We start from the raw sequence: 26,096 nt of genomic DNA on the forward strand, positions 1-26,096 counted from the left end.
AAGGTATCCTGACCGGGCGGAGTCTACTTTTAACTCTTAACTTTTAACTTTTAACTTTTAACTTTTAACTTTTAACTTTTAACTAATTAAACCTCTTCGGTTTGAAGCTGCTTTTCGTAGAGTTCGCGGTAGGCGCCGTTTTTCTCGAAGAGCTGGTCGTGGGTGCCTTCCTCGACGACTACGCCATCGTCGAGTACGATAATCTTGTCCGCTAGTTTGGCCGACGAAACCCGGTGCGAGATGACGACCGAGGTCCGGGATTCCATGATGCGGTGCAGGTTGTTGAGGATAATGTTTTCGGTGTTGGTGTCTACGGCCGAAAGACAGTCGTCCAGAATCAGGATTTTGGGGTCGCGGGCGATGGCGCGGGCGATGCTCAGGCGCTGTTTCTGTCCGCCCGAAAGCGTCACGCCCCGTTCGCCGATACGGGTTTCATATCCTTCCGGAAAGTCCAGGACGTTCCTGTACAGGTCGGCATCCTTCACGGCCTGCTCGATCTTGGCCTGTTCCATCTGCGGCATCCCAAAGCGAACGTTGTTGCTGATGGTGTCGGAGAACAGGAACACCTCCTGCGGCACGTAGCCCATCTGGCGGCGGAGCGCAGCCAGTTCATAGTCCCGGATCGGAACGCCGTCGATGAGGACTTCGCCGCTGGTCGGGTCGTACATGCGGGTCAGCAGGTTGGCCAGCGTGCTTTTGCCGGAACCCGTGGTGCCCAGAATCGCGACGGTTTCGCCCGCCTTTACTTTCATGTTAAAGTTTTTCAGGGCCACGATTCCCGAGTCCGGATACACAAACCGGACATTCCGGAACTCGACCTCCCCGGCCACTTCGCGCACGACATTTTTTTCCGAAACCAAATCCGTCTGGACCGCCAGAAATTCGTTGATGCGCTGCTGCGAAGCCGCCGCCCGCTGGGTCTGGCTCGTGGTCCAGCCGAGGGCCATTACCGGCCAGGTCAGCATGTTGACGTACAGAATAAATTCGGTGATGTTGCCCGGCGTGAGTCGGCCCGCCAGAATTTCCTGCCCGCCGACGTAAACGACCAGCACGTTGCTCAGGCCCACCAGCGTCACGACCAGCGGGTAAAACAGGGAATCTACCCGGGTCAGCCGCAGGGATTTCTGCCGGTAGTAATCACTTTCCCGGGTAAACGTCTCCGCCGAAGCCTCCTCCTGCACAAACGCTTTCAGCACCCGGATGCCCGAAAAAGCTTCCTGCACGAAGGTAGACAGGCGCGAAAGGCTCTGCTGAATTTCCTCCGACCGCCGGATAATGGTGTTGTTGACCAGATAAATCGCTACGGAAAGCAGCGGCAGGGGCAGCAGCACGTACAGACTCAGCCGGGCGTTGATGGACACCATGTACGAAATGACCAGAATGAACAGCACGATCAGGTTCAGCCCGTACATGATCGACGGCCCCACGTACATCCGGACCTTGCTCACGTCTTCCGAAATGCGGGCCATCAAGTCGCCGGTATTGTTCTTCCGGTAAAAACTCAGCGGAAGCGTCTGGTAGTGGTCGTAAATCTCGTTTTTAAGGTCGTATTCGATGTGCCGCGACATCACGATGAGCGTCTGCCGGACCAGGAACAGGAAGAAGCCTTTTAGCAGCGCCATCGCCAGAATCAGCAGCCCGTAGAGCAGGATGCTGTAGGCAAAAAGGTCGTAGAGTTGCGTCTGAAGGCGACTGCCGTTGTAGAGAAAATAAATATCGAGCGTTTCGCGAACCAGGTCCAGCGCGTAACGGACCATCTGCGCGGGCAGAATCCCGAACATGTTCGAAACAATGGTAAAAATGGTGCCCCAGATGAGATACCATTTATATTTCAGGAGATACTTATTTAGGTGAGCAAGCGCTTTCACAGGGGCAAACGGCTAACGAGATAAGAGGATATGGGGGTAACAGCAATCGAGACGGAAAGGTTGCCGTCTGAACCGGGATTACGCAGATTAACCGATGTACCCGGATTGTACGAGGCTGTTTTGCGGCGGACCGGCCAGCGCCTTCTTCAAACAATCCTGTTAAATCAATTAATCAGCGTAATCCCCGTTCCGACAATTTTTGTACCTTTGCACCTCAATTTCAACCCGCAAGTTCTTTGTTTCTTGCCGTTCATCGGAAATCCGAACCACGGAAAATTTATGCTGAGCAGACGTTTGTTGCGTATAAAAGTCATGCAGGCGCTTTATGCCCTGCGCCAGTCGGAATTGTCGAACCAGCAACTGGCCCTGGATGCCATTGCGGCGCAGTTTCAGCCGGATTTGAATTCAATGGAACCCCAGAATCTTCAGCAACTGGAAGGCTACCGCCGCCTGGCGTCCCTGCTGTTTGAGGAGGGACTGAACCAGCAGGGCGCGCTGCCCCACGACGACGAAACGCCGCATAAAGTCTGGAAAGCAGCCAACGAGGCCCTGCTGCTGTACCGGAGCCGCAGCGTGAAGGAACGGGATGTACTGGTCCGGCAGATCGTCGATGAAGTCCGGACGCTGGACGATTCGTACTATAAGGTGCTGCTGCTGCTGGTCGAACTGGCGCATGTGGCCCGTCTGGACCGCGAACGGGTCTACGCCGACCCCGACGCCGTGCCCATCGCCCAGGAATCCAGCCTCGACCGCAACCGCGTCATCCGGGCGGTGGCCGAATTTACTCCGTTCGATCTGGAAGTGATTCGCCGGGGCATTTCGTGGCAGGATGAACTGCCGCTGGTCCGGAAGATTTTTCAGGACAACATCAAGAAAGACGAGGTTTACCAGGCTTATTGCCGCAAGCACCAGCATACCGACGAGGAAGAACAGCAACTGGTTCAGCACCTGCTGCGGAACGTGCTGCTGAAGCAGGACCCGGCGAAGCATTATTTCGAGGAAACGGTGCTGCACTGGGCCGAAAACAGCGAACTGATCCGGAGCATGGCCATCAAAACGCTCAAATCCGTGCAGTCGCCGGAAGGTCCGGCCCTGGTGGTGCTAACCGATGACTGGGAAGAAGACAAAATTTTCATCGACACGCTGTACAGAAAAGCCCTGGAGAACGATGATGAATACGAGCAGTTGCTGGCCGAGCAGCTAGTCAACTGGGATGTCGACCGGGTGGCGTTTCTGGACAAGATCATCCTGAAGCTGGCCCTGGCGGAACTGCTTAATTTCCCGAACATTCCGGTCAAGGTAACGATCAACGAGTACATCGAACTCGCCAAAAATTACAGCACTCCGAAGAGCGGCAAGTTTGTGAACGGCCTCCTCGACAATCTCTCCGAAAAGCTCAAAGCCTCCGGCAAACTCCGGAAAAGCGGACGCGGCCTGATGGACAACCGATAATTTTTCGGGGGTCAGTCGCCGGGGGTCAGTGGTCAGTCGCCTTAAATTTGCTTTATTTGCGGATATTCTGGTTGACTGATAACTGACCACGGGTCACTGACCACTTTTACTTTTATGAGCAGAACGAGCCAAACCTTACTTGCCTTTCTGACGGGCTGCGCAACCGGAGCCGCCCTGGGATTGCTGTACGCCCCCGACAAGGGCGAAGTAACCCGCGACCGGCTGATGTACCGCCTGTCGAAATACCGTGAACAACTCAATCAACTTTTGACCGACCTGCTGAATTCGGCTGATCTGCCCGAAAGTTTTGCCAAAACCGAAGGCCAGCGCGTGGTGAATGACGCCCGCGAGAAGGCCGAACGGCTGCTGGAAGACGTAGACCGGCTGATGGAGCAAATCAAGCGGCAGGGCGCGTAATCCGGCACCCCGGGTTGCTAAAACTGTAGCCAACTTATTGCCATGAAACGCATTCTTTTTAGCCTTATGCTGCTGGGCACCGCCCTGACCTCCTGCCAGACCAAAAGCGGGGAGGGCCAGGCTAACGCGGGCACCGGGTCGACCGGAAACATGCCTAAAATCGTGTTTGCGGACAAAGGCATCCACGACTTTGGGACCATCACCGAAGGACAGACCGTTGAACGGGACTTTAAATTCAAGAACGAAGGCACAGTCCCGCTGATCATCAACAACATCAATGTCTCCTGCGGATGCACCACACCCGAATGGCCGAAAAAACCCGTTCAGCCGGGCGAAGAAGCGGCCATCAAGGTGCAGTTCAACAGCACGGGGAAACTGGGTGAACAGAACAAAACCGTGACGGTGTACGCCAACACGGACCCGGCCTACACGGAACTGGCCTTCCGGGCAATGGTGAAAGCCAAAAACGATACCTCCGCCGTGAACCAATAACAGTTTAGGGTTTATAGTTTAGAGTTTTTCTGTTCCTGATAACTCTAAACTATAAACTCTGAAACGCTAAACTTAACAAAGAAATGACCTTCTCAAGTATCCTCCTTCAGGCCCAGTCCACCCAGCAGACCATCATGACCGTGGTGATGTGGGTGGGGATTATCGGTGTATTCTACTTTTTCATGATTCGTCCGCAGCAGAAAAAGCAGAAGGACCAGCGCACGTTTGTGGACAACCTGAAAAAAGGGGACAATGTCGTCACCATCGGCGGGCTGCACGGCCGCGTGTATGCCGTAGAAGGCACAACGGTAACGCTGGAAGTGGACAAAGGGCTGAAATTGACGTTCGAAAAATCGGCCATTTCCCGCGAAGCCTCGGCAAAAACCGAATCCTAAACGGCCTGTACTGTACTTTTTTCCGTACCGGATAGCATACGCTCTCCGGTTTTTTTATTTTTCGGGTCGGTATGAAAGAAGAAAACGGTAAAAAACCCCGGCAGATTGGCGTAACGGGCGGAATCGGGTCGGGCAAGAGCGTCGTCTGCGCCATTTTCCGGGCGCTGGGCGCACCCATCTACGAAGCCGACACCCGCGCCAAATGGCTGGTCAACCACGATGCCATCCTGCGGTCCGACATCACCCGGCTGCTCGGTCCGCAGGCCTACGACCTCGGCGGAGAGTACAACCGGACCTGGGTCGCCGCCCGGGTGTTTGCCCGCCCCGAACTCCTGCAGCAGCTGAATGCCCTGATTCATCCCCGCGTTTACGCGGATACGCTCGCGTGGGTGCGCGAACAGCAGGGCGCTCCCTACGTCATCAAGGAAGCGGCCCTGATGAGCGCCGCCGGCGATGGCAACAGCCTCGACCGGGTAGTGGTGGTCGAGGCGCCGCTGGACCTCCGACTGGCCCGTATCCGCCGCCGCGATCCGCACCGCACCGAAGACGAAATCCGGAACATCATCAGCCGCCAGATCAGCGACGAAGCACGCCGCAGGCTGGCCGACCACCTCATCCAGAACGACGAAATTCACTTACTAACCCCGCAGGTCGCAGCCCTGCACGCGTCTTTTTGCAACCTATGAGAAAATACCTTTTACCGCTTTCTGCCTGCGCCCTGAGCTTTGCCGCCGGCGCCTTCATCAGCAACGATGATCCCAAAAAGCCCATTACCGCCGAGATTGCCGACGTGGCTTCGCGCGTCTTTGGACTGGAATTTACCGCCGCCGAACGCGACTCCATGCTGGGCAACCTGAACGAACTTCGGGAAGACTATGATGCCCTGCGCAAAATAGAGCTGAACAACGAGGTCGCTCCGGCTCTGTACTTCAACCCGCTGCCGGCGGGGTTCAAACTGTCCACCGGAGCCGCCTCTTTTAAAGCCAGTGTGCCTGATAAAGTTACCCTGCCAGCCAGCCGCGACGAACTCGCTTTCTACACCGTTGCGCAACTCGGCCAGTTGCTGCGGACGCGGCAGATCAGTTCGGAAGAACTGACAAAATTCTTCCTGAATCGGCTGAAGCAGTACAATCCCAAACTTTACTGCGTCATCACGCTGACGGAAGACCTTGCGCTGGCGCAGGCCCGTAAGGCGGATGCGGAAATCCGCGCAGGCCGGTACCGCGGACCGCTGCATGGCATTCCGTACGGTGCCAAAGACCTGCTGGCAAAGCGGGGCTACAAGACTACCTGGGGCTCGGTGCCTTACAAGGACCAGACGCTCGATGTGGATGCGACCGTAATCAAACGGCTGGAAGAAGCCGGGGCCGTGCTTTGCGCCAAAATGGCCGTGGGCGAACTGGCCTGGGGCGACGTCTGGTTCGGCGGCATGGCCCGCAACCCCTGGGACCCGACCACCGGGGCCAGTGGTTCGTCGGCGGGCTCGGGTTCGGCCGTTTCGGCGGGGCTGCTGCCGTTTGCCATCGGGACCGAAACGCTGGGCTCCATTGTCTCGCCCTCGACCGTCAACGGCGTCACGGGGCTGCGTCCGACCTTTGGGCGGGTGAGCCGCCACGGCGCCATGGCCCTGAGCTGGTCGATGGATAAAATCGGGCCAATGACGCGCTCGGTGGAGGACTGCGCGCTGGTGTTCAATGCCATTTACGGCCCGGACGGCAACGACCCGACGGTGGTCAGCGCGCCTTTCCGCTATGCGCCGCTGCCCTCGCTGAAAGGCGTCCGGGTGGGTTACCTCAAGAAAGCCTTTGATTCCGCCTATCCCGGCAAGGAAAGCGACCAGGCGACGCTGGAGGTCTTGAAGAAACTGGGCGCGGAGCTGGTGCCGGTGGAATTGCCCGCCATTCCGGCGAGCCGGCTGCTGATTGTTCTGAACGCCGAAGCCGCGGCCGCCTTCGACGAGCTGACCCGTTCGGGCAAAGACGACCAGATGGTGCGGCAGATCAAGAATGCCTGGCCGAATGAATTCCGCTCGGCCCGCTTCATCCCCGCGGTGGAATACATTCAGGCGAACCGCCTCCGGACGAAGCTCATCAACGACATGCACGCGCAACTGAAGAAAGCCGGCGTCGACGTTTACGTATCACCGACGTATGCCGGCGGCAACCTGACGGTAACCAACCTGACCGGCCATCCCTGCGTGGTGTTGCCAAACGGTTTTACGAACAAAGGGCTGCCCCGAAGCATCACGTTTATGGGTCAGTTATTCGAGGAGGGGAAAGTGCTGGCCGTAGCCAAAGCCTATCAGGATGCTACGGATTTTCACACCAAACACCCGAAATTAAACTGATAGCTGTCGGTTAAAAGTCAGGCCCGAATCGTGAAGGTTCGGGCCTTTTTCTTTTACCCAACTATTACTTTTCAAACGACAAATTAACATTAGAGCATAATCTGCCGCCAGCGATTGAATTTTTCGAAAATAGTCACCTCTTTAAGGCAAAGCGTTTACAAAATTTTATTTGGTATGATTATAAAGAAAAGTAGAGCCGCAAGCAGTTTGTTGTCTGGTAATTCGCATTGGTCAAATCAGGGGCAGCGGAAAAGCGCTAACTCTCTTAAAAACACGGCTATATTTTTTATGGACAATTTTAATGAAGTAGAAAATACTTAGGAATCGTAGAAAAAATCTGAGTTACTGGAAGGGATTAATAAAAAAATACCAATCTCGCCAAAGATATTTTTTGGGTGGACGAGTCATGTTATTATAAGGCTTTACATACTGATTAACAGCATTTTATCGAGGAGTCAGACCGAGAAGAAGTCACCGCTAAATTTACTTACCGTACTGGTATTCAGCATATTCTTCCTAAAACGGACATTTTGCAATTTTGTTTGGCATTATTTATTTTGCGTAAAATTTTAACATTTCTTAACCAAAACACTTCTGTAAATGAGAAAAAGTCTATTCCTCAGTGTCCTGGGGGTGCTGTTTTCGTTGTTCGCAGCGGCACAGACCAGGACGGTGACCGGCTCTGTTTTGTCCGGTGATGACAAATCTCCGCTTCCGGGTGTGAACGTAACCGTTCAGGGAACAACCCGGGGTACTCAAACTGACGCAAACGGAACGTATAAAATCCAGGTAGGCGATGAGGCTACGCTGGTATTCTCGTTTGTAGGTTACAAAGCACAGACCGTCGCCGTTGGAAACCGCTCGGTGGTCGACGTTTCACTGGAAAGTGATGCCGCTACGTTGAATGAGGTCGTGGTTACGGCCCTTGGTGTCGTTCGTCAACAAAAAGAACTGGGTTCGGCCACCGACGTGGTGAAAGCCGACAAGCTGATTCAGGCCAAAGCCGCCAACGTGGCCCAGGCCCTCTCCGGTAAGGTAGCCGGTCTGCAGATCAACACCATCAACAACAGCGTCAACCCGTCGACCCGCGTGGTGCTGCGCGGTAACCGCTCGCTGCTGGGTAACAACCAGGCGCTGGTCGTTATCGATGGTACGCAGGTTCCGCAGGACGCCATCAACTTCCTGAACCCGAACGACATCGAGTCGGTGACGGTGCTGAAAGGCGCCAACGCCGCCGCCGTTTACGGTTCGGAAGCCTCCAACGGTGCCCTGATCATCACGACCAAGAAAGGCTCCGCCGGTGCTCCGCGCGTGACGATCCAGAACACGACCAACTTCGAGAGCATCAGCTTCCTGCCCAAACTGAACGAGCGCTTCGGTGCCGGTACGGAGGCTTACAGCCGCGATTACATTCCATTTGAGAACCAGAGCTACGGTCCGGAATTCGACGGATCAGAAGTAGAAATGGGTCAGCACCTGGAAGACGGAACGGTAGCTAAAGGCCCTTATTCACTGGCCAAAAACGGCAAGCGTAACGCGTTTGACGTGGGTGTTAGCCGCCAGACGGATATATCTCTGTCAGCCGGTGACGAGCGCAGCACGTTCTACATCTCGTTGCAGGACCTGAAAACGACGGGTATTGTACCGGGCGACGACTACCGCCGTACGGGTGGCCGCTTCAACGCTTCGCGCCAGTATGGTAAGTTCCGGGGCGGATTCAACCTCGACTACCGTATCGGTAACTTCGAAGGGACTTCAGGAGGCTTTTATAACAACATCCTGAACACGCCGGCCAACATCAACCTGACGGACTACCGCAACTGGCAGCCGTTCCGTCTGGCCGACGGCACGCTGAACCCGGCGAACCCGAACAACTACTTCAACGACTACTTCCAGAACCCGTACTTCGACAAGGATATCAACCGGCAGGCTCGCCGCGATAACTACCTGACGGGGAACTTCGAATTGCAGTATACGCCGGTAAAATGGCTGAACATCCTGTATCGCCTCGGAACGGCCAACCAGTCGTACGAAACGAAAGTAACGAGCGCGAAGTACACCTTCAGCCCGTATGCCAAGCAGCACGTTTACCGGGCAAAAGACCTGGCCGGTTCTGTGAGCGACAACATCGCCCGCATCAGCCGTCTGCAGCAGGACTTCTTCATTACGACGGACAATAAATTCGGCGATTTCACCTCCAAAGTGATTGTTGGTTCAGCCATCACGGAACGCTCGGGCCGGGCGGTTAACAGCGGTGCCAACGCTCTGGTTATCCCGGATCTGTACAACGTCAGCAACCGGGTTGGTGAGCCTAACGCCGGCGAAGCAATGGCTCAGGAACGATTGATTGGTGTTTACGGTGATGCTTCTTTCGGTTACAAAGACTTCCTGTTCCTGCACGTTTCAGGCCGTAATGACTGGTCTTCGGTACTGGCAAAAGAAAACCGTTCGTTCTTCTATCCGGGTGCCGACCTGTCGTTTGTCCTGACGGATGCCATCCCGGCGCTTCAGAACAACAACATCCTGAACTCAGCCAAGGTACGGGTAGCCGCTACGAAAGTGGGTCAGATCAACCTTCAGGGTCCTTTCGGCTTCAACGCTTACCAGTTGGAAACGACCTTCAACCCGGGTGCCGGCTTCCCGTATGGTTCGCTGGCCGGTTATTCACTGGGTAACACCGCCAACAACCCGAACATCCAGCCGGAATTTATTACTTCGTACGAAGTGGGTGGTGAGTTCTCCCTGCTGAACGACCGTATCAACCTCGACCTGTCGTACTACACGCAGCAGAACACAAACCAGACGGTCGGTATCGACGTTTCGACGTCAACCGGCTTCAGCCGCGCTGTCATCAACACGGGTCGCCTGGACAACAAAGGCTTTGAAATCGACCTGAAAACAACGCCGCTCCGTCTGGCTAATGGCCTGCGGTGGGATGTAGGTATCAACTACTCTCAGGTGAATACGAAAGTGGTGGAAATCACACCGGGTCTGAACGAAATCAACCTCAGCCTGAACTATGGTGTGGTTAACTCCAGCCTCTATCAGGTATTCGCCGTGACGGGTCAGCAATATCCGGTCCTGAAAGTAGTCGGCTACGAGCGCGAGCGCAATGCAGAAGGCAACATGATTCCGGGTGGACGCGTCGTGGTTGATCCGGCCACGGGCTACCCGCTGAAAGCCGCTGAACTCATCAACCTCGGCCGCACGAACCCGCGCGACCGCCTGGGTGTCAACACGTCCCTGAAGTACAAAGGCTTTGGCTTCAACGCCCTGGCTGAATACCGCGGCGGCAACGTCGTGGCTCACGGTCTGGCCGAAACGATGTGGTTTACGGGTGCTTCTTACGCAACGACCGTTTACGGCCGCGAGCGTTTCATTTTCCCGAACTCCGTGGTGAAAAACGCCGATGGTTCATACACGACCAACAACTCCATCGCTGTAAAAGATGGTGGTCTGGGTGCCTGGGACAGCCAACTGCGTAACTACGGTGAGAACTTCGTTACGAGCGGTGCCTTCTGGAAACTGCGCGAACTGGCCTTCACCTATGAAGTACCGCGCGCCCTGCTGGCAAAAACCCGGGCCATCAAAAACGCCACGATCGGCGTGGTTGGCCGGAACCTGCTGACGCTCCTGCCGAAGGAGAACATCTACACGGACCCTGAGTTCAACAACTCGACCTCAAACGCCGTGGGGGTTAACGCAACCTACATTACTCCGCCGACCCGCACGTACGGTTTCACGGTTCAGGTTGGTTTCTAATTTAAAAGTTGCTCAAAAAAATGAATCGCAGATATTTTTCCATACTTGCCATCGCAGCTTTGCTTGCAGCCGGCGGCTGTAAAGAGGGCTACCTCGACATCAACAAAAACCCGAACGCAGCGACGACTTCATCGGCCGATCTGGTTCTGCCCGCTGCGCTCAACGGAACCACCAACCTGCTGACCCATAACGAAATCGGCCACTTCTGGGCCGGTCACTGGTCGCCGTCAGGTTCGGTGTCGGGCTTCAACCCGGAGAAAACCTATGACCTGCCGGGTAACTTCCGGACAGCCATCTGGACGTCTTCGTACGACAATCTTTCTGACTACGACTACATCGAAAAATCAGCAACGGCTGCCAAACAGCAGGCGTATATCGGGATTGCCAAGGTCATGAAGGCGTACATTTTCCAGCGTCTGGTCGATACCTACGGCAACGTTCCGTATACGGAAGCGCTGCAGGGCCCGGCGAACCTGCGTCCGAAATACGACAATGGTCAGGCGATCTACGATGATCTGGTGAAGCAACTGGAAGCGGCCGTAGTGGCCCTGAAGGCGCCCATCACGGCGGAAAACCCCAGCCCGGCAGCCACCGATATCGTTTTCAAAGGCGACCTGACCAAGTGGGTGAAGTTTGCCAACACGCTGAAAATGCGTATCCTGATTCGTCAGTCGAACATCGCCGCCAAGCAGGATGCCATCAAGTCGGGCATTGCCAAAGCCGTGGCTGATGGCGGTTTCCTGGGCGTCAACGAGAACGCCCTCGTTCAGCCGGGCTTCCTGAAGACGGCCGGTAAGCAGAATCCGTTCTATGAAACGTATGGTTTCACCGCTGCGGGTACGATTGCTGGTAACAAAGAATTCTATACGAACGCTGATTTCTTCATCAAAGCCCTGACGAGCACCAACGACCCCCGTCTGGAGCGTTATGCTACCCGCAACAACGCCAACCAGTGGCAGGGTGTACCGTTCGGCGAAGGCAGCGACCCGTACCTGTACGCTAAAACGTCTGGTTTCGGTCCGGCCATTCTGAAGAGCTTCGACCAGCCGCAGGTGCTGATGCAGTCTGCTGAAAGCTTCTTCCTGCAGGCAGAAGCAGTGCAGCGCGGTTACCTGACCGGTGGCGATGCCAAAACACTGTACAATGCCGGGGTTCTGGAATCCTTCAAATTCCTGGAGGTTCCGAGCGCGGCCACGGCTGTCAACACGTACCTGAGCCAGGAAGTGCCGAATGTCAACTTTGATTCGTCGACGGACAAGCTCCAGGCGATCATCACGCAGAAGTGGACGGCCCTGGGCGCGTTCGGCGGCTTCGAAGCCTGGACGGAATTCCGTCGTACGGGCTTCCCGAAAGTTCCGCTGTCGACGCGGGCTATGGGCACCAAACACGTTGCCCGTTTCCTCTATCCGTCGCAGGAACTGGGAACGAACGAAGCCAACGTGAAGGCGCAGGGTACGATCAACCAGTTTGATACGAAGCTTTTCTGGATGAAGTAAGTAAACGGGGGGCGGCTCCGTCGCCTCCCCTCATAAACGAACTAGAATACAATGAAAAAACAACTGATAACTCTCCTCTGCGCCGGAACGCTGCTGTCGGGCCTGAGCGGATGTTTGAACGATAAAGGATACACCGACCTGATCAATGCCGAAAACGCCCAGCCGGTCGTGAGCATCTTCGGCGGACAGAGCGGCAGCAAAGTGCTGGGAGTCGACCTGAGCACCACGCCGGTCGATACGAAACTGTTCGACGTGAACCTGGGCTCGCCCTCCAAGCTCGGCCAGGACGTGACTGTGACCATCGCCGTGGATCCGAACCTGCTGAAAGGAACCACCTACGAACTGCTGCCGACCAACACCTATTCGATTCCTGCGACGCAGGTGGTCATCAAAGCGGGTCAGCGCGACGTTCCCTTCAGCGTGAAGTTCAACACGAGCCTCATCGATCTGAAAAAGTCGTATGCCCTGCCGCTGACCATCACGAGTGCCAACGGAGCCGTGGTCGCTACGAACCTGAAAGACGTTGTTTTCGGAATCAAAGTGAACAACATCTACGCCGGTAAGTACCAGGCAACGGGTACATTTACCCACCCGACGGCTGGTCCGCGTGCCATCAACCGGGAGAAAACGCTGGCAACCATCGACGCGACGACTTCGGAAACGGAGTTCGCTGATCTCGGCGGCTCTGGCTGGACGATGCAGTTGAAGATCAACGCCGACAACACGGTGACACTCATCCCGACGGGTTCTTCCAACACATCAACGAAGCAGTCTGGTGTGAACAAATACGATCCAGCTTCCAAGACTTTTACGCTGAATTACAGCTATCCGGGTGCCGGTGGCGATCGTGTTGTGACCGAGACGATTACCAGAAAATAAAGCTTTTCGGCTTTCTTAACCAAAACGACGAAGGGCGGCTGAGTGATCAGCCGCCCTTTTTGTATGCCTGTGTTTAGCCCGGGGATACGTTATTTCTTCCACTGCTCCATGTAATCCACCGTCAGGTGGCTGAGGGCTTTGACGCCCAGCGTAAAACCACTTTCATCAATGTAAAAGTCCGGGGTGTGGTGCGGGGCCGCTTCTTCCAGCTTCCTGCCCTTCGGCATGCCGCCCAGGAAGAAAAAGAAGCCCGGCACTTTCTGCTGGAAGAATGAGAAATCCTCAGCTCCGGTCTGCACGGGCGTGATCTTTACCTTGTCTTTGCCGGCGACCGCTTCGAGCGTCGGCACCATCTGGTCGGTCAGGGCGGGGTCGTTGTAGGTGACCGGATACATGATGTCGATTTTCACGTCGGCTTTGGCTCCGGCGCTTTCGGCAATGTTCGTCGCCACCTCGTTGATGCGCCGATGCACCAGTTGCTGCGCCTCCGGGCTGAACGTCCGAATCGTGCCGATCATGTTCACTTCCTCCGGAATGATGTTCTGCCGGATGCCCCCGTGGATGGCCCCTACCGTCACGACGGCCGGGGCCTCGGTGATGTTGACGTTGCGGGCGACGATGGTTTGCAGGCCGCTGACGATCTGGGCCGACGTCACGATCGGGTCCACGCCCGCCCAGGGAGCCGCTCCGTGCGTCTGTTTGCCCCGCACCCGGATCGCGTACTGGTCCACGGCCGCCATCGTGGCGCCGGGCCGGTATTTGATCGTCCCGACTTCCGTCTGGGAGTTGATATGCAGTCCGAAAATGGCGTCCACTTTCGGGTTATTCAGCACCCCTTCTTTCACCATCAGCTGCGCGCCGCCTTCCTCGCCGGCCGGGGCACCTTCTTCCGCCGGCTGGAAAATGAACTTGACGGTTCCTTTCAGGTCCGCTTTGATGGACGTAAGTACGTCGGCCACGGCCATCAGGATGGCTACATGCGAATCATGTCCGCAGGCGTGCATGATGCCCGTCTTCTGCCCGTTGAACTCCGTAGTAACCGTTGACTTGAACGGCACATCCACCCGCTCGGTCACCGGCAGCCCGTCCATATCCGCGCGCAGGGCGACCACCGGACCGGGCTTCCCTCCTTTCAGGATTCCGACGACCCCGGTCTTGGCCACATTGGTCTGCACTTCCATGCCCAGGGCCTGCAGGTGAGCCGCCACTTTGGCCGCCGTCTGAAACTCACGGTTGCTTAATTCCGGGTTCTGGTGGAAGTCACGCCGCCACTTTACGACCTGCTGCTCCAGCCCCTGGGCCCGTGTATTTATACGGTTCTTTAGCGCCTGGGTCTGGGCCTCTACCTGAAAAAAAGCAAACAGACTGGCGGCCAACAAGGTAATTTTTCTCATTTTATTAATTTTTAGAAATGGGATTCTTACAAAAAAGAGTTTGCTCTCTGGCTATTGCCGGTATAATATATCAGCAAAGTTAAATCCGGCAAAATAATAAATTGGCAAAATTGTTTTGCGTATTAATTTTCTGTTAGTTACTTTTCGGCCTCGTTAATTTGCCTTTCATCACACAAGCTATCCTTTTATCCATGAAAAAGCGTGTCATCTCCCGCGCCCAGTCCATCCAATTACCCCTCGCCTCCCGGGTAATCTACCTACAGCCAGCCGCTGATTATTTTATCGCCTAATTTCTGGTAGTATTTTTTCTTTCTCTGAAAGTAATACTATCTTTCGTGCTAGTTGAATCCCTTTCTTAATCCAAACCATAATTCGTATGTCCAAACTTCTAACTAGCCTATGGCTCTGCCTGGTGCTTTCGGTTTCTGTATTTGCTCAGGACCGAACGGTAACCGGAAAAGTCACTACTTCTGATGACGGCTCTCCCCTCCCCGGCGTGAGCGTCCAAATTAAGGGAACAACCCGCGGCACCAGCACCGACGGCGATGGAACCTTCCGGATGCCCGGTGTTTCGTCGGGCGATCGCCTGGTATTCAGCTTCATCGGCTTTACCAATCAGGAAGTGGTCGTCGGCAACCGCTCGGTGGTAAACGTTGTTCTGCAAAATAATTCGACCGAACTCAGCGAAGTGGTCATCGTGGGCTACGGTGCCCAGAGCAAAAAGACGCTGACCGGCGCTATCGCTACGGTGGACGGCCAGACCATCGCCAACAAACCGGTGCAAAGCTTCGAACAGGCGCTGCAGGGCCGGGCTCCGGGCGTCAACATCATCCAGCCGAACGGCGTTCTGAACAACCCGCCGGTCATCCGGATTCGGGGCGTCTCATCCATCAACGGCAGTTCTTCTCCCCTCATCGTCGTTGACGGACTGCCGATCAACTCGGGCGAAATTTCGGCCGGTGGCTTCACGGTAAACAACCCGCTCGGCGACATCAACCCGTCGGATATCGAATCGGTTGAAATCCTGAAAGATGCCTCCGCCACCGCCATTTACGGCTCCCGGGCCGCCGCCGGCGTTCTGCTCATCACCACCAAAAAAGGCAAGGAAGGCCGTGCCAGCGTCACCTATGATGGCTGGGTGGGCTCCACCAAACCTTTCCGGCTGTTCGACATGCTGAACGCGCAGGAATACATGGATTACAAGAACGAAGCCGCCCGGAACGCCGGTCTGCCCGACCAGTTTTTCCCGACCCGCAACCCGGATGGCAGCATCGTGGATACCGACTGGTACGATTACATCTACCGGACGGGCTTCCAGCAAAGCCACAACATCGGCGTAAACGGCGGCACAAAGGAAACGAAATACGCCTTTTCGGTGGGGTATACCAACCAGGAAGGGATGATCGTGAAGAACAACTTTTCGCGGATGACGGGCCGCATGAACATCTCGCACCAGCTGAACAAGGCCATCCGTTTCGGAGCCAACATTTCGCTGGCAAACAGCTTTAACCAGTCGCCCAATACCGGCACCCGCGGGCCGTTCAGCACGGGGGGTCTGGGCCGTCTGCCGCTGGTTCTGCAGCCCAACGTTGCTCCCCGCAACCCCGACGGAACCTACAACATCAACCGGGCGGGCAACACGATGGGTCTGGGCGCCAACCTCGTCAACCCCGGTGGTTACTATAACCCGCTGCCGGATATCGAACTGAGCAAGTTTACTTCCGAAAACAATCACCTGATCGGAAACGTCTTTGCCGACTTCAACCTGCTCAAAGGGCTGACTTTCCGGACTTCGTACGGGATTGACCGCACGACCGTCGAGGACATCGACTTCCGGAACAGCGTTCACGGGGAAGGCGGATCGACCGGCGGACAGGCGTTCAACATCTACACGAACGTCAAAATCTGGAACTGGCAGAACTACTTCAACTATAACTTCGGCTTTGGCGAACACAGTTTTGAACTGGTAGCCGGTACGGAAGCCCAGAAGTTTACGATTGATTCGTGGGGCGGTGCCCGTCAGGGACTGTCGGACCCTTTCTTTACGTCCTACCAGGGTAACTTCACGACCAACAACGCGCCCTCCGGCAACTTCCAGAGCCAGAACGGTCTGCTGTCGTTCTTCGGTCGTCTGAACTACGATTACAAGAAGCGGTATCTGCTGTCGGCTACCTTCCGTCGGGATGGTTATTCGGCCTACGCTGAAGGCCGGAAATACGGCAACTTCCCGGGAGCGTCTATCGGCTGGCGGGTTTCGGAGGAAGATTTCTGGAAAAATTCCGCCCTCGCCAATGTCGTGAACGAACTGAAATTCCGGGGCAGCTGGGGTATTGTCGGCAATACCGGCATCGGCGACTTTGCTTCCCTGAGCCTGTTCAACTCGGGTCTGTACGGCAGCGCGCCGACCTTCGCATTCGCGCAGGCGGGTAACCCCCTGCTCCGTTGGGAATCCAGCACGAAAGTAGACCTGGGGGTCAGCTTCGGTCTGTTCAACGACAAGATTTCCGGCGAAGTGACCTATTTCAACCAGGACATCACCGACCTGGTGCTGCCCGAACCGCAGGCTCCGTCGCGCGGCATTCCCAACAACAGCATCTCGACCAACGTCGGCTCGATGTATAACCGGGGTGTCGAATTCAGCCTGTCGGCTACGCCCGTTCAACGGGGCAAGTTCAGCTGGACCACCAGCTTCAACTACACCCGCGTGATCAACAAGGTAACGGCGCTGGCCAACAACAACGCCGATATTCTGGCGCAGACGGGCGGTCTGGAAAGCTCCAACATTGTGCGGGTTGGCGAGTCGATCGGGTCGATCTTCGCCGTGCCCACGCGGGGAGTTAACCCGGCCAACGGCCGCCGGATTTTCGTCCGGACCACGACGCTGCCCGATGGCACCAAGCAGGAGCAACTGATCCAGTTTGACTTCTCGGCCCCGGCGGCCAGCCGCTGGACCGACCTCCAGACCGGTGCCGTCGTTCCGGCCATTTCCGGTTCTGACCGGGTTGTGATCGGCAATGCCATTCCAAAATTCTACGGCGGTTTCGACAATACGTTCAAGTACGGCAACCTCGATCTGGGCATATTCCTGCAATTCCAGGGAGGCAACTACATCTACAACGGAACCCAGGCCGGTCTGCGCGACCAGCGTCCGTGGAACAACCACTCTGACGTGCTGCGCCGCTGGCAGAAAGCCGGCGACGTTACCGACATTCCGCGTCCGGTGCTGAACGACAATATCTCGAACGGCTCTGCCACGCCTATTTCGGAGAACGTTGAGAAAGGCGACTTCATCCGGGGCCGCAATATCATGCTGGGGTACACGCTGCGCAACAGCTTCCTGAAGCAGGCAAACATCGCGTCCCTCCGGATTTATGCCCAGGTTCAGAACGCCTTTATCATCACGAATTATACCGGGGCCGACCCTGAGATCTCGACGAACCGGAACGCCAACATCGCTCCGGGCGTAGACCGCAACTCGGTACCGCAGGCGCGTTCGTTTACCGGCGGTATCAGCTTAACGTTCTAAACCCTTTCGCCACGGGTCCATCCGGCGCGGAGTCGGATGGACTGAACGAAAAACCGTAAAATCGAGATATCCCCATGACCACATACATTTCAACTTTTTCGCGGCGGGCCGTGCTGCGTACCGCCATCCTTTCCGTCCTGCTGGCTCCTCTGGCCAGTTCCTGCAGCGAGGAAAAACTGCTGAACCCGAGTCCCCTGACGAGTCTGGCCGACAAGGACGCCTTCTCGAACCCTGACCGGGTGCTGGCCCAGGTCAACGGACTTTATGCGAGCGTAAAATCCGGACAGTTTCTGGGAGGACGTTATTTTGTCTACGTGGATGTTCGTGGCGAAGAGTTCCTGAACGTGACCAACAACGGGGTTACCGCCCTCCAGACCTGGAACCACTCCAACAACTCGCAGTCCAACGAACCGACGAACCTCTGGAACGCGGGTTACCTGGCCATCAACCGGATCAATCTGTTTCTGGAAGGTCTGGATGCCAATCCGACGGTGGTGGATGCCGCTCTGGCAAACCAGTACCGGGCCGAAGCGCGCTTTCTCCGGGCGCTCACGTATCACTACCTCGTGCAGCTGTACGCCCGCCCGTTCACGCAGGACAACGGCGCCAGCCCCGGCCTTCCGCTGCGTCTGAAAGGCGAGGTAGGCAGCGGCAACAACGATCTGGTCCGCAGCACGGTGGCCGAGGTGTACCGGCAGATTGTGGAGGACCTGAACTTTGCTGAGCAGAACCTGCCCGCCAGCTATGCCAACGCGACGCTGAACACGACCCGGGCGCACAAGAACACCGCCATTGCCATCAAAACGCGGGTGTATCTGACGATGGGCCAGTACGCCAACGTCGTGACGGAAGGCAACAAGATCGTTCCGGCGGCCGCTCCGTTCCGGGCCGCGACCGGGGTAGCGCACGAACTGCAGCCGAACATCGCGACGGTGTTCACCAACTACACCACCACGGAGTCGATCCTGTCCATGCCGTTCACGTCCAACGACCTGCCCGGCACCCAGAACGGCCTTGCCAGCTATTATGTTCCTATCGTCGGACTGGGCGATTACCGGCTGAACCCGACCGGCATCGTTGCGGATGCGGCTTTTGCCGCGACCGACGCCCGCCGGAACCTGATCCGGAGCGACTTTGCCGGTGACCAGAGCCGTATCCGGCTGAACAAATTCCCGACCGGGCCGCAGCATACCGACTGGGCCCCGGTCATGCGCTATTCGGAAGTGTTGCTCAACCTGGCGGAAGCCAACGCTCGTACGGGCAACACGGCCCGGGCGCTGGCCTTGCTGAATGCGGTGCGCGGCCGGTCCAACCCGGCGGGCGTGTATGCGTCATTCGCGGGTTCGACGGATCTGGTGAATGCGATTCTGACCGAGCGCCGGATTGAATTTCTGGGCGAAGGGCTGCGTTCCAACGACTTGCTGCGTCTGAACCAGCCGCTGCCGGCCAAGGGCAACCTGCAGGCCGTCCCGGCTTCGGCTTCCGTTTACATCTGGCCGATTCCGCAGGGAGAGATCAACGTGAACAAGCTGGTGGTTCCGAATCCGTAACCGACCGGCGGCTTTTCATAGCCTGCTCATGGGTAAGTTGAGCAGGCTATGAAAGCTATTTGCGGGAAAGCTTTCTGTCGGTGAGACGAAAAAGTAACCCATTTAAGGCTTTCCGTTGATTATTATTTTGCAATTCCTGTAAATACAGCAAAATTATTTACCATTTACCCGGAAGAGTTACTATTCATTTTCACTTTTAGTATATTTGCTATCGCGCTTGAAAGTTTTGCATGAGTTCGAAAGGATTTCAACCGCGTTTTCTTAATCCATTTCTTAACAATTACCAACCTATGTCGAAACGTTTATTCAGCATCTGGCTGGGTTTACTGTTATCCGTCTGTGCTTTTGCGCAGGATAGAGTAATCACCGGCCGTGTCACTTCATCAGACGACGGCACTCCGCTTCCGGGCGTCAGTGTTCAGGTAAAAGGAACTTCACGGGGCACAACGACCGACGCTAACGGAACGTACCGCCTCAACGCCACGGGCGACGCCCGGCTCGTATTCAGCTTCATTGGATACCTTAGCCAGGAAGTAGCCAGCGGCAACCGCTCTACGATCGACGTAGTACTGCAAAACGATGCTACTGAATTAAATGAAGTTGTCGTTTCCGGTTACGGTAACGTATCCCGCAAGCGCGACGTAACCAGTGCCGTTGCACAGGTAAGCGGAAAAACAATCGAGAACCTGCCTCTACAGAGCGTTGACCGGGCCCTGCAGGGACGGGCAGCCGGGGTCCAGGTAACGGCCCTCAGCGGTCAGCCGGGCGGTGCGATTCAGGTGCGGGTACGCGGCCAGGGTTCCATCAACGCCGGTAATGACCCGCTGTACGTCATTGACGGGGTACAGGTTTCCAGCGGTGAACTGTCAACGCAATCCAGCAGCAACGTACTGGCTTCGCTCAACCCCAATGATATCGAGTCGATTCAGGTTCTGAAAGGAGCCACCTCCTCGGCACTTTATGGTGCACAGGGTGCCAACGGCGTTGTGTTGATCACCACCAAACGGGGTCGTGCCGGAAAAACCCAGTTCAACGTATCCGTTCAGGAAGGTTTTGTTGATCCGCTCAAAAAGCTTGACGTACTGACCGCCCCGGAATACGCTACGCTGAAAATTGAAGGGTTCGTAAACCGGGCCATTGCCACCAACCAGGCTACGGACGCCGCGCGGCAATCGGCCATTACCCAGTATGGCGACCCGGCAACCGTACAGAACACGGATTGGCAGGACGCGGTGTTCCGGCGCGGAAAACTGCGTATGTACGACTTCTCGGCATCCGGCGGTGAGGGCAAAACCAACTTCTACCTGGCGGGTTCCTACAACCTGCAGGAAGGTCAGGTTATCAAATCGGACTTCAGACGGGGTACGGTTCGTCTGAACGTGGATCACCAGGCAACCAAAAAACTGAAATTCGAGACCTCGATTGGTCTGGCGGCTACCACGCAGAACGGTGCCATTGCCGACGGTGCTTTCATCAACAGCCCGTTCCTGGCGGCAGCACTGATTTTCCCGAACCAGCCGATCTACAAGGCTGACGGTACCTTCAACGCTCCGCTGACCGGAACGTTCAGCTACAACCCGGTGCAAAGCGTAACCTACGAAACCCGCAAAAACGTAACGGTGCAAACGGTCAGCAATTTCGCGCTCAACTACGAAATTCTGCCCGGTCTGCGCTTCCGTTCGTTCTACGGAATCGACTATGCCAACAACCGCGACGATAACTACCGCGATCCGATCGTTCCGCAGTTCTCGTCAACCGGCGGTGATGCCACCGTGAGCAACCGTTACACGCTGAACTGGAACACCAACCAGACGCTGAACTACAGCAAGACCTTCGGCCAGCACGGCCTCAACGCCCTGCTCGGTGGCGAGTACCGCCAGGAAACGCGCGAAGTGGTTTCGGCCCGGGGACAGGGTTTCCCGAACGGCCTGTTCACGACGCTGGCCGCGGCGGCCCGTCCCATCACGACCACGGGAACGTACACGACCTGGCGGATTGCCAGCGTATTCTCGTCGGTTAACTATACCTTCGCCGAGAAGCTGCTGCTGACCGGAACACTGCGTTACGACGGTTCGTCCCGCTTCGGAAGCAACACCCGCTGGGGTCTGTTCCCGTCGATCTCGGCTGGTTACCGGCTTTCGGAAGAGCCTTTCCTGAAAGACGTTCCTTTCCTGTCTGACCTGAAAATCCGGGCTGAATACGGAACGGCCGGTAACAACCTCATCGACAACTTCGCTTCGCGGGCCCTGTTCGGCCTTGGTGGACAGTATGTCGATCTGCCGGGCATCCGTCCGAGCCAGCTGGGCAACGCCAACCTTTCGTGGGAAGTAGCCCGTACGATTGGGGCCGGTGTTGACTTCGCCCTCTTCAACGGCCGCGTCGGTGGTAGCATCGACCTGTACCGGAAGGTCAACGACCAGCTGCTGCTGTCCCGTCCCCTGCCGAACGACAGCGGTTTCGGTTCCATCTTCGAAAACCTCGGCAAAGTGGAGAACAAAGGGATCGAGCTCGAGCTGAACCACGTCAACGTAAACACGGGTGGCCTGAAGTGGGAAACGCGCTGGAACGTGACCTTCCAGCGGAACCAGATCAAGGAGCTGCTGCCGGGTCAGAACCGCATTGGTACCTCGCTGTTCGTAGGTCAGCCGATCCGGGTTCACTGGTATCCGACCTACGCGGGTGTGAACCCGGCCGATGGTCGCGCTATGTGGCTCGACACCCTCAACAACCTGACCTATACGGTTCAGACTCGTGACTCACGGCTGCAGGGTTCACCCATTCCGAAAGGCTTTGGCGGTGTGACCAACACGATTTCCTACAAAGGCTTTACGGTAGAAGTGTTCCTGCAAAGCCAGTGGGGCAACAAGCTGCTGAACAACAACGGCTTCTTCATGGAAAGCTCGGCCTCTGCCGGCTGGAACAACCTGCGCACGCAGCTTCGCCGCTGGACCACTCCGGGTCAGATCACCGACGTAGCCCGCACTTACGAAGGCGGTACAGAACCGGGTAGTTCAACCGTCCAGACGTTCTCGTCCAAGCACGTGGAAAACGGCAGCTATCTGCGTCTGAAGCAGGTAACGGTTGGTTACGATCTGCCTTCAGCCTGGATCAGAAAAGCAGGTCTGTCGCGCGTTCGTCTGTTCGCTCAGGGTCTGAACCTGGCTACCTGGACGGCCTATACGGGCTTCGACCCTGAAGTAGATGGTACCGAAATCGGCCGCTACCCGCAAAGCCGTCAGGTGTCCGGTGGTTTGCAGATTGGTTTCTAACTCAGTGTAAAAGACAAAGATTTCAAGTATGTTAAGATATTTTAAAGTATTTGCTACGGGCTGTCTGATCGTCGTTTCGGCTAGCTCCTGCAGCGATCTGCTGGACACCCAGCCGAAGCAGTCTGTGGATGCCGGCGTTGCTCTCACCGATATTACGGGCATCCGGTCGGTGCTGATTTCGGTGTATGACCGCCTGCAACCGGCGGGCTACTACGGCCAGCGAATGATTATGGCCCCCGAAATCATGGCTGATAACGTTCGTCTGACCAACTCGAACTCGAACCGCTACTTCAACGAACGGGTCAACGCGCCCAGCAGCGAGCACCTGCGTCCGCTCTGGAACAACAACTACCCGGCGATCAACGAAGCCAACTTCATCCTGTCGGGCATTGACAAATCCAATGCTTCCGACGCGGAAAAAGCCCAGATCAAAGGGGAAGCCCTCTTTCTGCGCGGTCTGCTTTACTTTGATCTCGCCCGGGCGTTTGCCTACGAGCCGACCAAGATCGTCAACGGCTTCAATGCCGGAGTTATCCTCCGCACCGAGCCGACCAACGACGTGACCAAAGCCGACTTCCGGGAACGCGCCACCGTGGAGCAGACCTATCAGCAGATTGAGAAGGACCTGAAAGAAGCGATCGCCCTGCTGCCCGCTTCAACGGCAGCGGATCGCCGCCGGGCCACCAAAGCGGCCGCTCAGGGTATCCTCGCCCGCCTGTATCTGTACTGGGAGAAATACGCCGAAGCCATCCAGCTTGCGACGGAAGCCATGAACGGCACGGGTGCCCGTCTGGTAACCGGTGCCCAGTACCAGGGCGCTTTCACGACGGCCCCGAACCCAGAATCGCTGTTTGAGATCAACTACGTTCAGGCGACTGAATCGCTGGGTTCCAACGAGTCGCTGCACTCGCTGACGACCAACCTGACGACCGGTAACTGGGGTGACGTGGTTCCGACCAACGAACTGCTCGGTCTGTTCGAAGCCAACGACGTGCGCCGGACGACCATGTTCTACTCGGCGACCAAAGGCGGTGAATCGGTGTTCTTCAGCCGGAAATACACGGCTACGCAGGGACCGTTCACCAACAACGTTCCGGTGATGCGTTTCTCGGAGCTGCTGCTGATCCGGGCGGAAGCCTACGCGGCAACGGGCGACAACACCCGGGCGCTGGCCGACCTGAACCAGATCCGCACGCGGGCCGGTGCCACGCCGATTGCCTCAACCGTTACGGGTGCGGCGCTCATCGACGCGATCATGACGGAGCGCCGCCTGGAGCTTTACCTGGAAGGTCACCGTTTCTTCGATCTGAAACGTCGCGGCATGACCATCACCAAAGCAAGCCTGTCGGCCCCGGTTCCGTATAATGATTTCCGGATTCTGGCCCCGCTTCCTAATGACCAGGTGCAACTCAACACTAAACTGAAGCAGAACCCCGGTTATTAATTATTAACTCGTTAAGGAATTATGGTAAAGCAATTGAAATATATCCTTGGGTTGGGAGTAATGGCGTTGAGTCTGACGTCCTGCTTCGAAAACCCATCCAATCTGTACGAAGGCCCTGCCCTGGTTGAGTTCAAAAATCCGCGTGCGGGTTTTGCTACCCAGCCCACCAACAACACGGCCAACGCCATTCGTACCCGGACTATCCGGCAGGCTATCGGCCGTGACAGCATCGCGGTCCAGCTGGTCGGTCCTCAGCGCGGGGTAGCGACGGAAATTCCGTACACCGTCGCCGAAACCAGCACGGCCAGAGAGGGCGTAAACTTTAATTTCGTCGGTACGAAAGGGACGGTAACTATCCCGGCCAACAGCAGCGTCGGTTACCTGATTCTCCAGGTGCTGCCCGCTATTCCGGCTACGGCCCCGGCCACTCAGACCGTATCGCTGGCGCTGACGCTGACGGGTACCGAAGAGATCAAACCGAGCGAGAACTACAAAACGTTCACGTTTACCATCCGGAACTAAGCTCAGCCAAGGCTGTCAGGCTGCGTCCGCTTAAGCCCGCTTTTGTTGGTAGAGATACCAGCAAGGCGGGCTTTTTAGCGTCAAAGTGCGTCTGTAGGTACATTAAATCTCTTTTTTTACGTACTTTACCTTAAGTTTCTTTCCTCCGATTTTTGGTCTTATCTCTATGAATCCCTTTACCAAACGAATCCTGACGGTGGGCATCATTGTCCTGGTTACCGGCATTGCCTTTTACCCGCGCCTGAAACCCTTACTGGAAAGTAAAGCCGAAAAAGGGGCGGAAGCTGCGGCCAAACCGGCCCCGGGCGGCGGCAAAGCGGCCGTGGAAGTGATGGTCGTCCGGTCACACAATCTGGACGAAAAAATCCTGACCACGGGCACCATCCTCGCCAATGAAGAGGTGGAAATCCGGCCCGAAGTGTCCGGGCGGGTGACCAGCATTAACTTCCGGGAAGGTGATTACGTACGCCGGGGAACCGTGCTGCTGACCATCAACGACGCCGACCTGAAGGCCCAGCTCCAGAAGCTGATGTCGAACCGGAAACTGGCCGAAGACAACGAAGCCCGCCAGCGTCGCCTGCTGGAAAAAGAAGCCATCAGCCGTCAGGAATACGAGATCAGCCAGACCAACCTGAGCGGGATTCTGGCCGATATCGAAAACCTGAAAGCCCAGCTCGACAAAACCGTGATCCGCGCCCCGTTCGACGGCAACATCGGCCTGCGCTACGTCAGCCTGGGCAGCTATATTTCCTCCAGCACTAAAATCGCCACGCTGACCAACGTGACGCCCGCCAAGCTCGACTTTTCCATCCCGGCCAAGTACGCCGGACAGGTCCGGAAAGGCAGTACCATCCGCTTCACCGTGGAGGGCTCGGAAGTGGGCCGGACCGGTCAGGTGTACGCCGTCGAACCGAAAGTGGACCCCGAAACCCGGACGCTCCTGCTGCGGGCCGTCAGCCCCAATGCCGACCGGATGCTCGTTCCGGGTGCGTTTGCCAAGATCGAAGTGGTGCTGAGCTCGCGCGGAAGCGCCATCGTCATCCCGACGGAAGCGATCATTCCCGAAGCCAGCGGCCAGAAGGTGTTTGTCCTGCGCCACAGCAAAGCGGAATCGGTAAAAGTCGAAATCGGCACCCGCACCGACCGCAGCGTCGAAATCCGGACCGGCCTCCAGCCCGGCGACTCGCTCATCACCTCCGGCATCCAGCTCGTAAAACCGGGCGGCGAAGTGGAAGTCCGAAACATTCTTTGATGCCTGAATGACTCTTTGACCAAATGACCGG

At 56.5% G+C, this 26,096-nt stretch carries 17 protein-coding genes; 15 read left to right on the top strand and 2 right to left on the bottom strand.

Going from position 1 to position 26,096, the window contains the following annotated elements:
- Positions 1-86 precede the first annotated feature (86 nt).
- The gene (locus ORG26_RS05720) at positions 87-1,868 is read right to left on the bottom strand and encodes an ABC transporter ATP-binding protein (protein WP_266367567.1); all 1,782 of its coding nucleotides are present in this window, start codon (positions 1,866-1,868) and stop codon (positions 87-89) included.
- Positions 1,869-2,147: 279 nt separating this feature from the next.
- Between ORG26_RS05720 and nusB the strand changes: the two genes are divergently transcribed.
- The 9 genes from nusB to ORG26_RS05765 all read left to right on the top strand — a co-directional run bounded on the left by nusB (position 2,148) and on the right by ORG26_RS05765 (position 13,108).
- The gene (gene nusB, locus ORG26_RS05725) at positions 2,148-3,320 is read left to right on the top strand and encodes a transcription antitermination factor NusB (RefSeq protein ID WP_266367568.1); all 1,173 of its coding nucleotides are present in this window, start codon (positions 2,148-2,150) and stop codon (positions 3,318-3,320) included.
- A gap of 114 nt (positions 3,321-3,434) precedes the next feature.
- The gene (locus ORG26_RS05730) at positions 3,435-3,737 is read left to right on the top strand and encodes a YtxH domain-containing protein (protein WP_266367569.1); all 303 of its coding nucleotides are present in this window, start codon (positions 3,435-3,437) and stop codon (positions 3,735-3,737) included.
- 42 nt (positions 3,738-3,779) lie between these two features.
- On the top strand, positions 3,780-4,229 hold the full coding sequence (locus ORG26_RS05735) for a DUF1573 domain-containing protein (RefSeq protein ID WP_266367570.1): 450 nt from the start codon (positions 3,780-3,782) through the stop codon (positions 4,227-4,229).
- Positions 4,230-4,312: 83 nt separating this feature from the next.
- Positions 4,313-4,624: a preprotein translocase subunit YajC gene (gene yajC / locus ORG26_RS05740; RefSeq protein WP_266367571.1), complete on the top strand. Its 312-nt coding sequence runs from the start codon at positions 4,313-4,315 to the stop codon at positions 4,622-4,624.
- Positions 4,625-4,695: 71 nt separating this feature from the next.
- Positions 4,696-5,310 carry a dephospho-CoA kinase gene (coaE, locus tag ORG26_RS05745; protein ID WP_266367572.1) on the top strand — a complete coding sequence of 205 codons (615 nt, stop codon included), beginning with the start codon at positions 4,696-4,698 and terminating at the stop codon, positions 5,308-5,310.
- The gene (locus tag ORG26_RS05750) at positions 5,307-6,971 is read left to right on the top strand and encodes an amidase (RefSeq protein WP_266367573.1); all 1,665 of its coding nucleotides are present in this window, start codon (positions 5,307-5,309) and stop codon (positions 6,969-6,971) included. Before coaE ends, ORG26_RS05750 begins: the two co-directional genes overlap by 4 nt.
- A 600-nt stretch (positions 6,972-7,571) precedes the next feature.
- Positions 7,572-10,733, top strand: a complete 3,162-nt coding sequence (locus ORG26_RS05755; RefSeq protein ID WP_323134368.1) for a SusC/RagA family TonB-linked outer membrane protein — start codon at positions 7,572-7,574, stop codon at positions 10,731-10,733.
- Between the two features lie 59 nt (positions 10,734-10,792).
- A complete protein-coding gene (locus ORG26_RS05760) occupies positions 10,793-12,229 on the top strand; it encodes a SusD/RagB family nutrient-binding outer membrane lipoprotein (RefSeq protein WP_266367575.1) in 1,437 nt (478 codons plus the stop codon).
- A 51-nt stretch (positions 12,230-12,280) separates the two neighbouring features.
- The gene (locus ORG26_RS05765; RefSeq protein ID WP_266367576.1) at positions 12,281-13,108 is read left to right on the top strand and encodes a BT_3044 domain-containing protein; all 828 of its coding nucleotides are present in this window, start codon (positions 12,281-12,283) and stop codon (positions 13,106-13,108) included.
- A gap of 89 nt (positions 13,109-13,197) precedes the next feature.
- On the opposite strand, the gene ORG26_RS05770 is transcribed toward ORG26_RS05765, so the two are convergent.
- Positions 13,198-14,502 (bottom strand): amidohydrolase, encoded by a 1,305-nt coding sequence (locus tag ORG26_RS05770; protein WP_266367577.1) that lies wholly within the window; start codon positions 14,500-14,502, stop codon positions 13,198-13,200.
- 376 nt (positions 14,503-14,878) lie between these two features.
- On the opposite strand from ORG26_RS05770, the gene ORG26_RS05775 reads away from it, so the two are divergent.
- The 6 genes from ORG26_RS05775 (at position 14,879) to ORG26_RS05800 (ending at position 26,065) form a co-directional block, all read left to right on the top strand.
- Positions 14,879-18,028 (top strand): SusC/RagA family TonB-linked outer membrane protein, encoded by a 3,150-nt coding sequence (locus tag ORG26_RS05775; protein WP_266367578.1) that lies wholly within the window; start codon positions 14,879-14,881, stop codon positions 18,026-18,028.
- A gap of 74 nt (positions 18,029-18,102) precedes the next feature.
- On the top strand, positions 18,103-19,578 hold the full coding sequence (locus ORG26_RS05780; RefSeq protein WP_266367579.1) for a RagB/SusD family nutrient uptake outer membrane protein: 1,476 nt from the start codon (positions 18,103-18,105) through the stop codon (positions 19,576-19,578).
- 290 nt (positions 19,579-19,868) lie between these two features.
- Positions 19,869-22,847, top strand: coding sequence for a SusC/RagA family TonB-linked outer membrane protein (locus ORG26_RS05785; protein ID WP_266367580.1), 2,979 nt, complete (start codon positions 19,869-19,871; stop codon positions 22,845-22,847).
- Positions 22,848-22,875: 28 nt separating this feature from the next.
- Positions 22,876-24,291: a RagB/SusD family nutrient uptake outer membrane protein gene (locus tag ORG26_RS05790; protein ID WP_266367581.1), complete on the top strand. Its 1,416-nt coding sequence runs from the start codon at positions 22,876-22,878 to the stop codon at positions 24,289-24,291.
- Positions 24,292-24,312: 21 nt separating this feature from the next.
- The gene (locus tag ORG26_RS05795) at positions 24,313-24,813 is read left to right on the top strand and encodes a hypothetical protein (protein WP_266367582.1); all 501 of its coding nucleotides are present in this window, start codon (positions 24,313-24,315) and stop codon (positions 24,811-24,813) included.
- A gap of 166 nt (positions 24,814-24,979) precedes the next feature.
- Positions 24,980-26,065: an efflux RND transporter periplasmic adaptor subunit gene (locus ORG26_RS05800; protein ID WP_266367583.1), complete on the top strand. Its 1,086-nt coding sequence runs from the start codon at positions 24,980-24,982 to the stop codon at positions 26,063-26,065.
- Positions 26,066-26,096 lie beyond the last annotated feature (31 nt).

Source organism: Tellurirhabdus rosea (genome assembly GCF_026278345.1).
GTDB lineage: Bacteria > Bacteroidota > Bacteroidia > Cytophagales > Spirosomataceae > Tellurirhabdus > Tellurirhabdus rosea.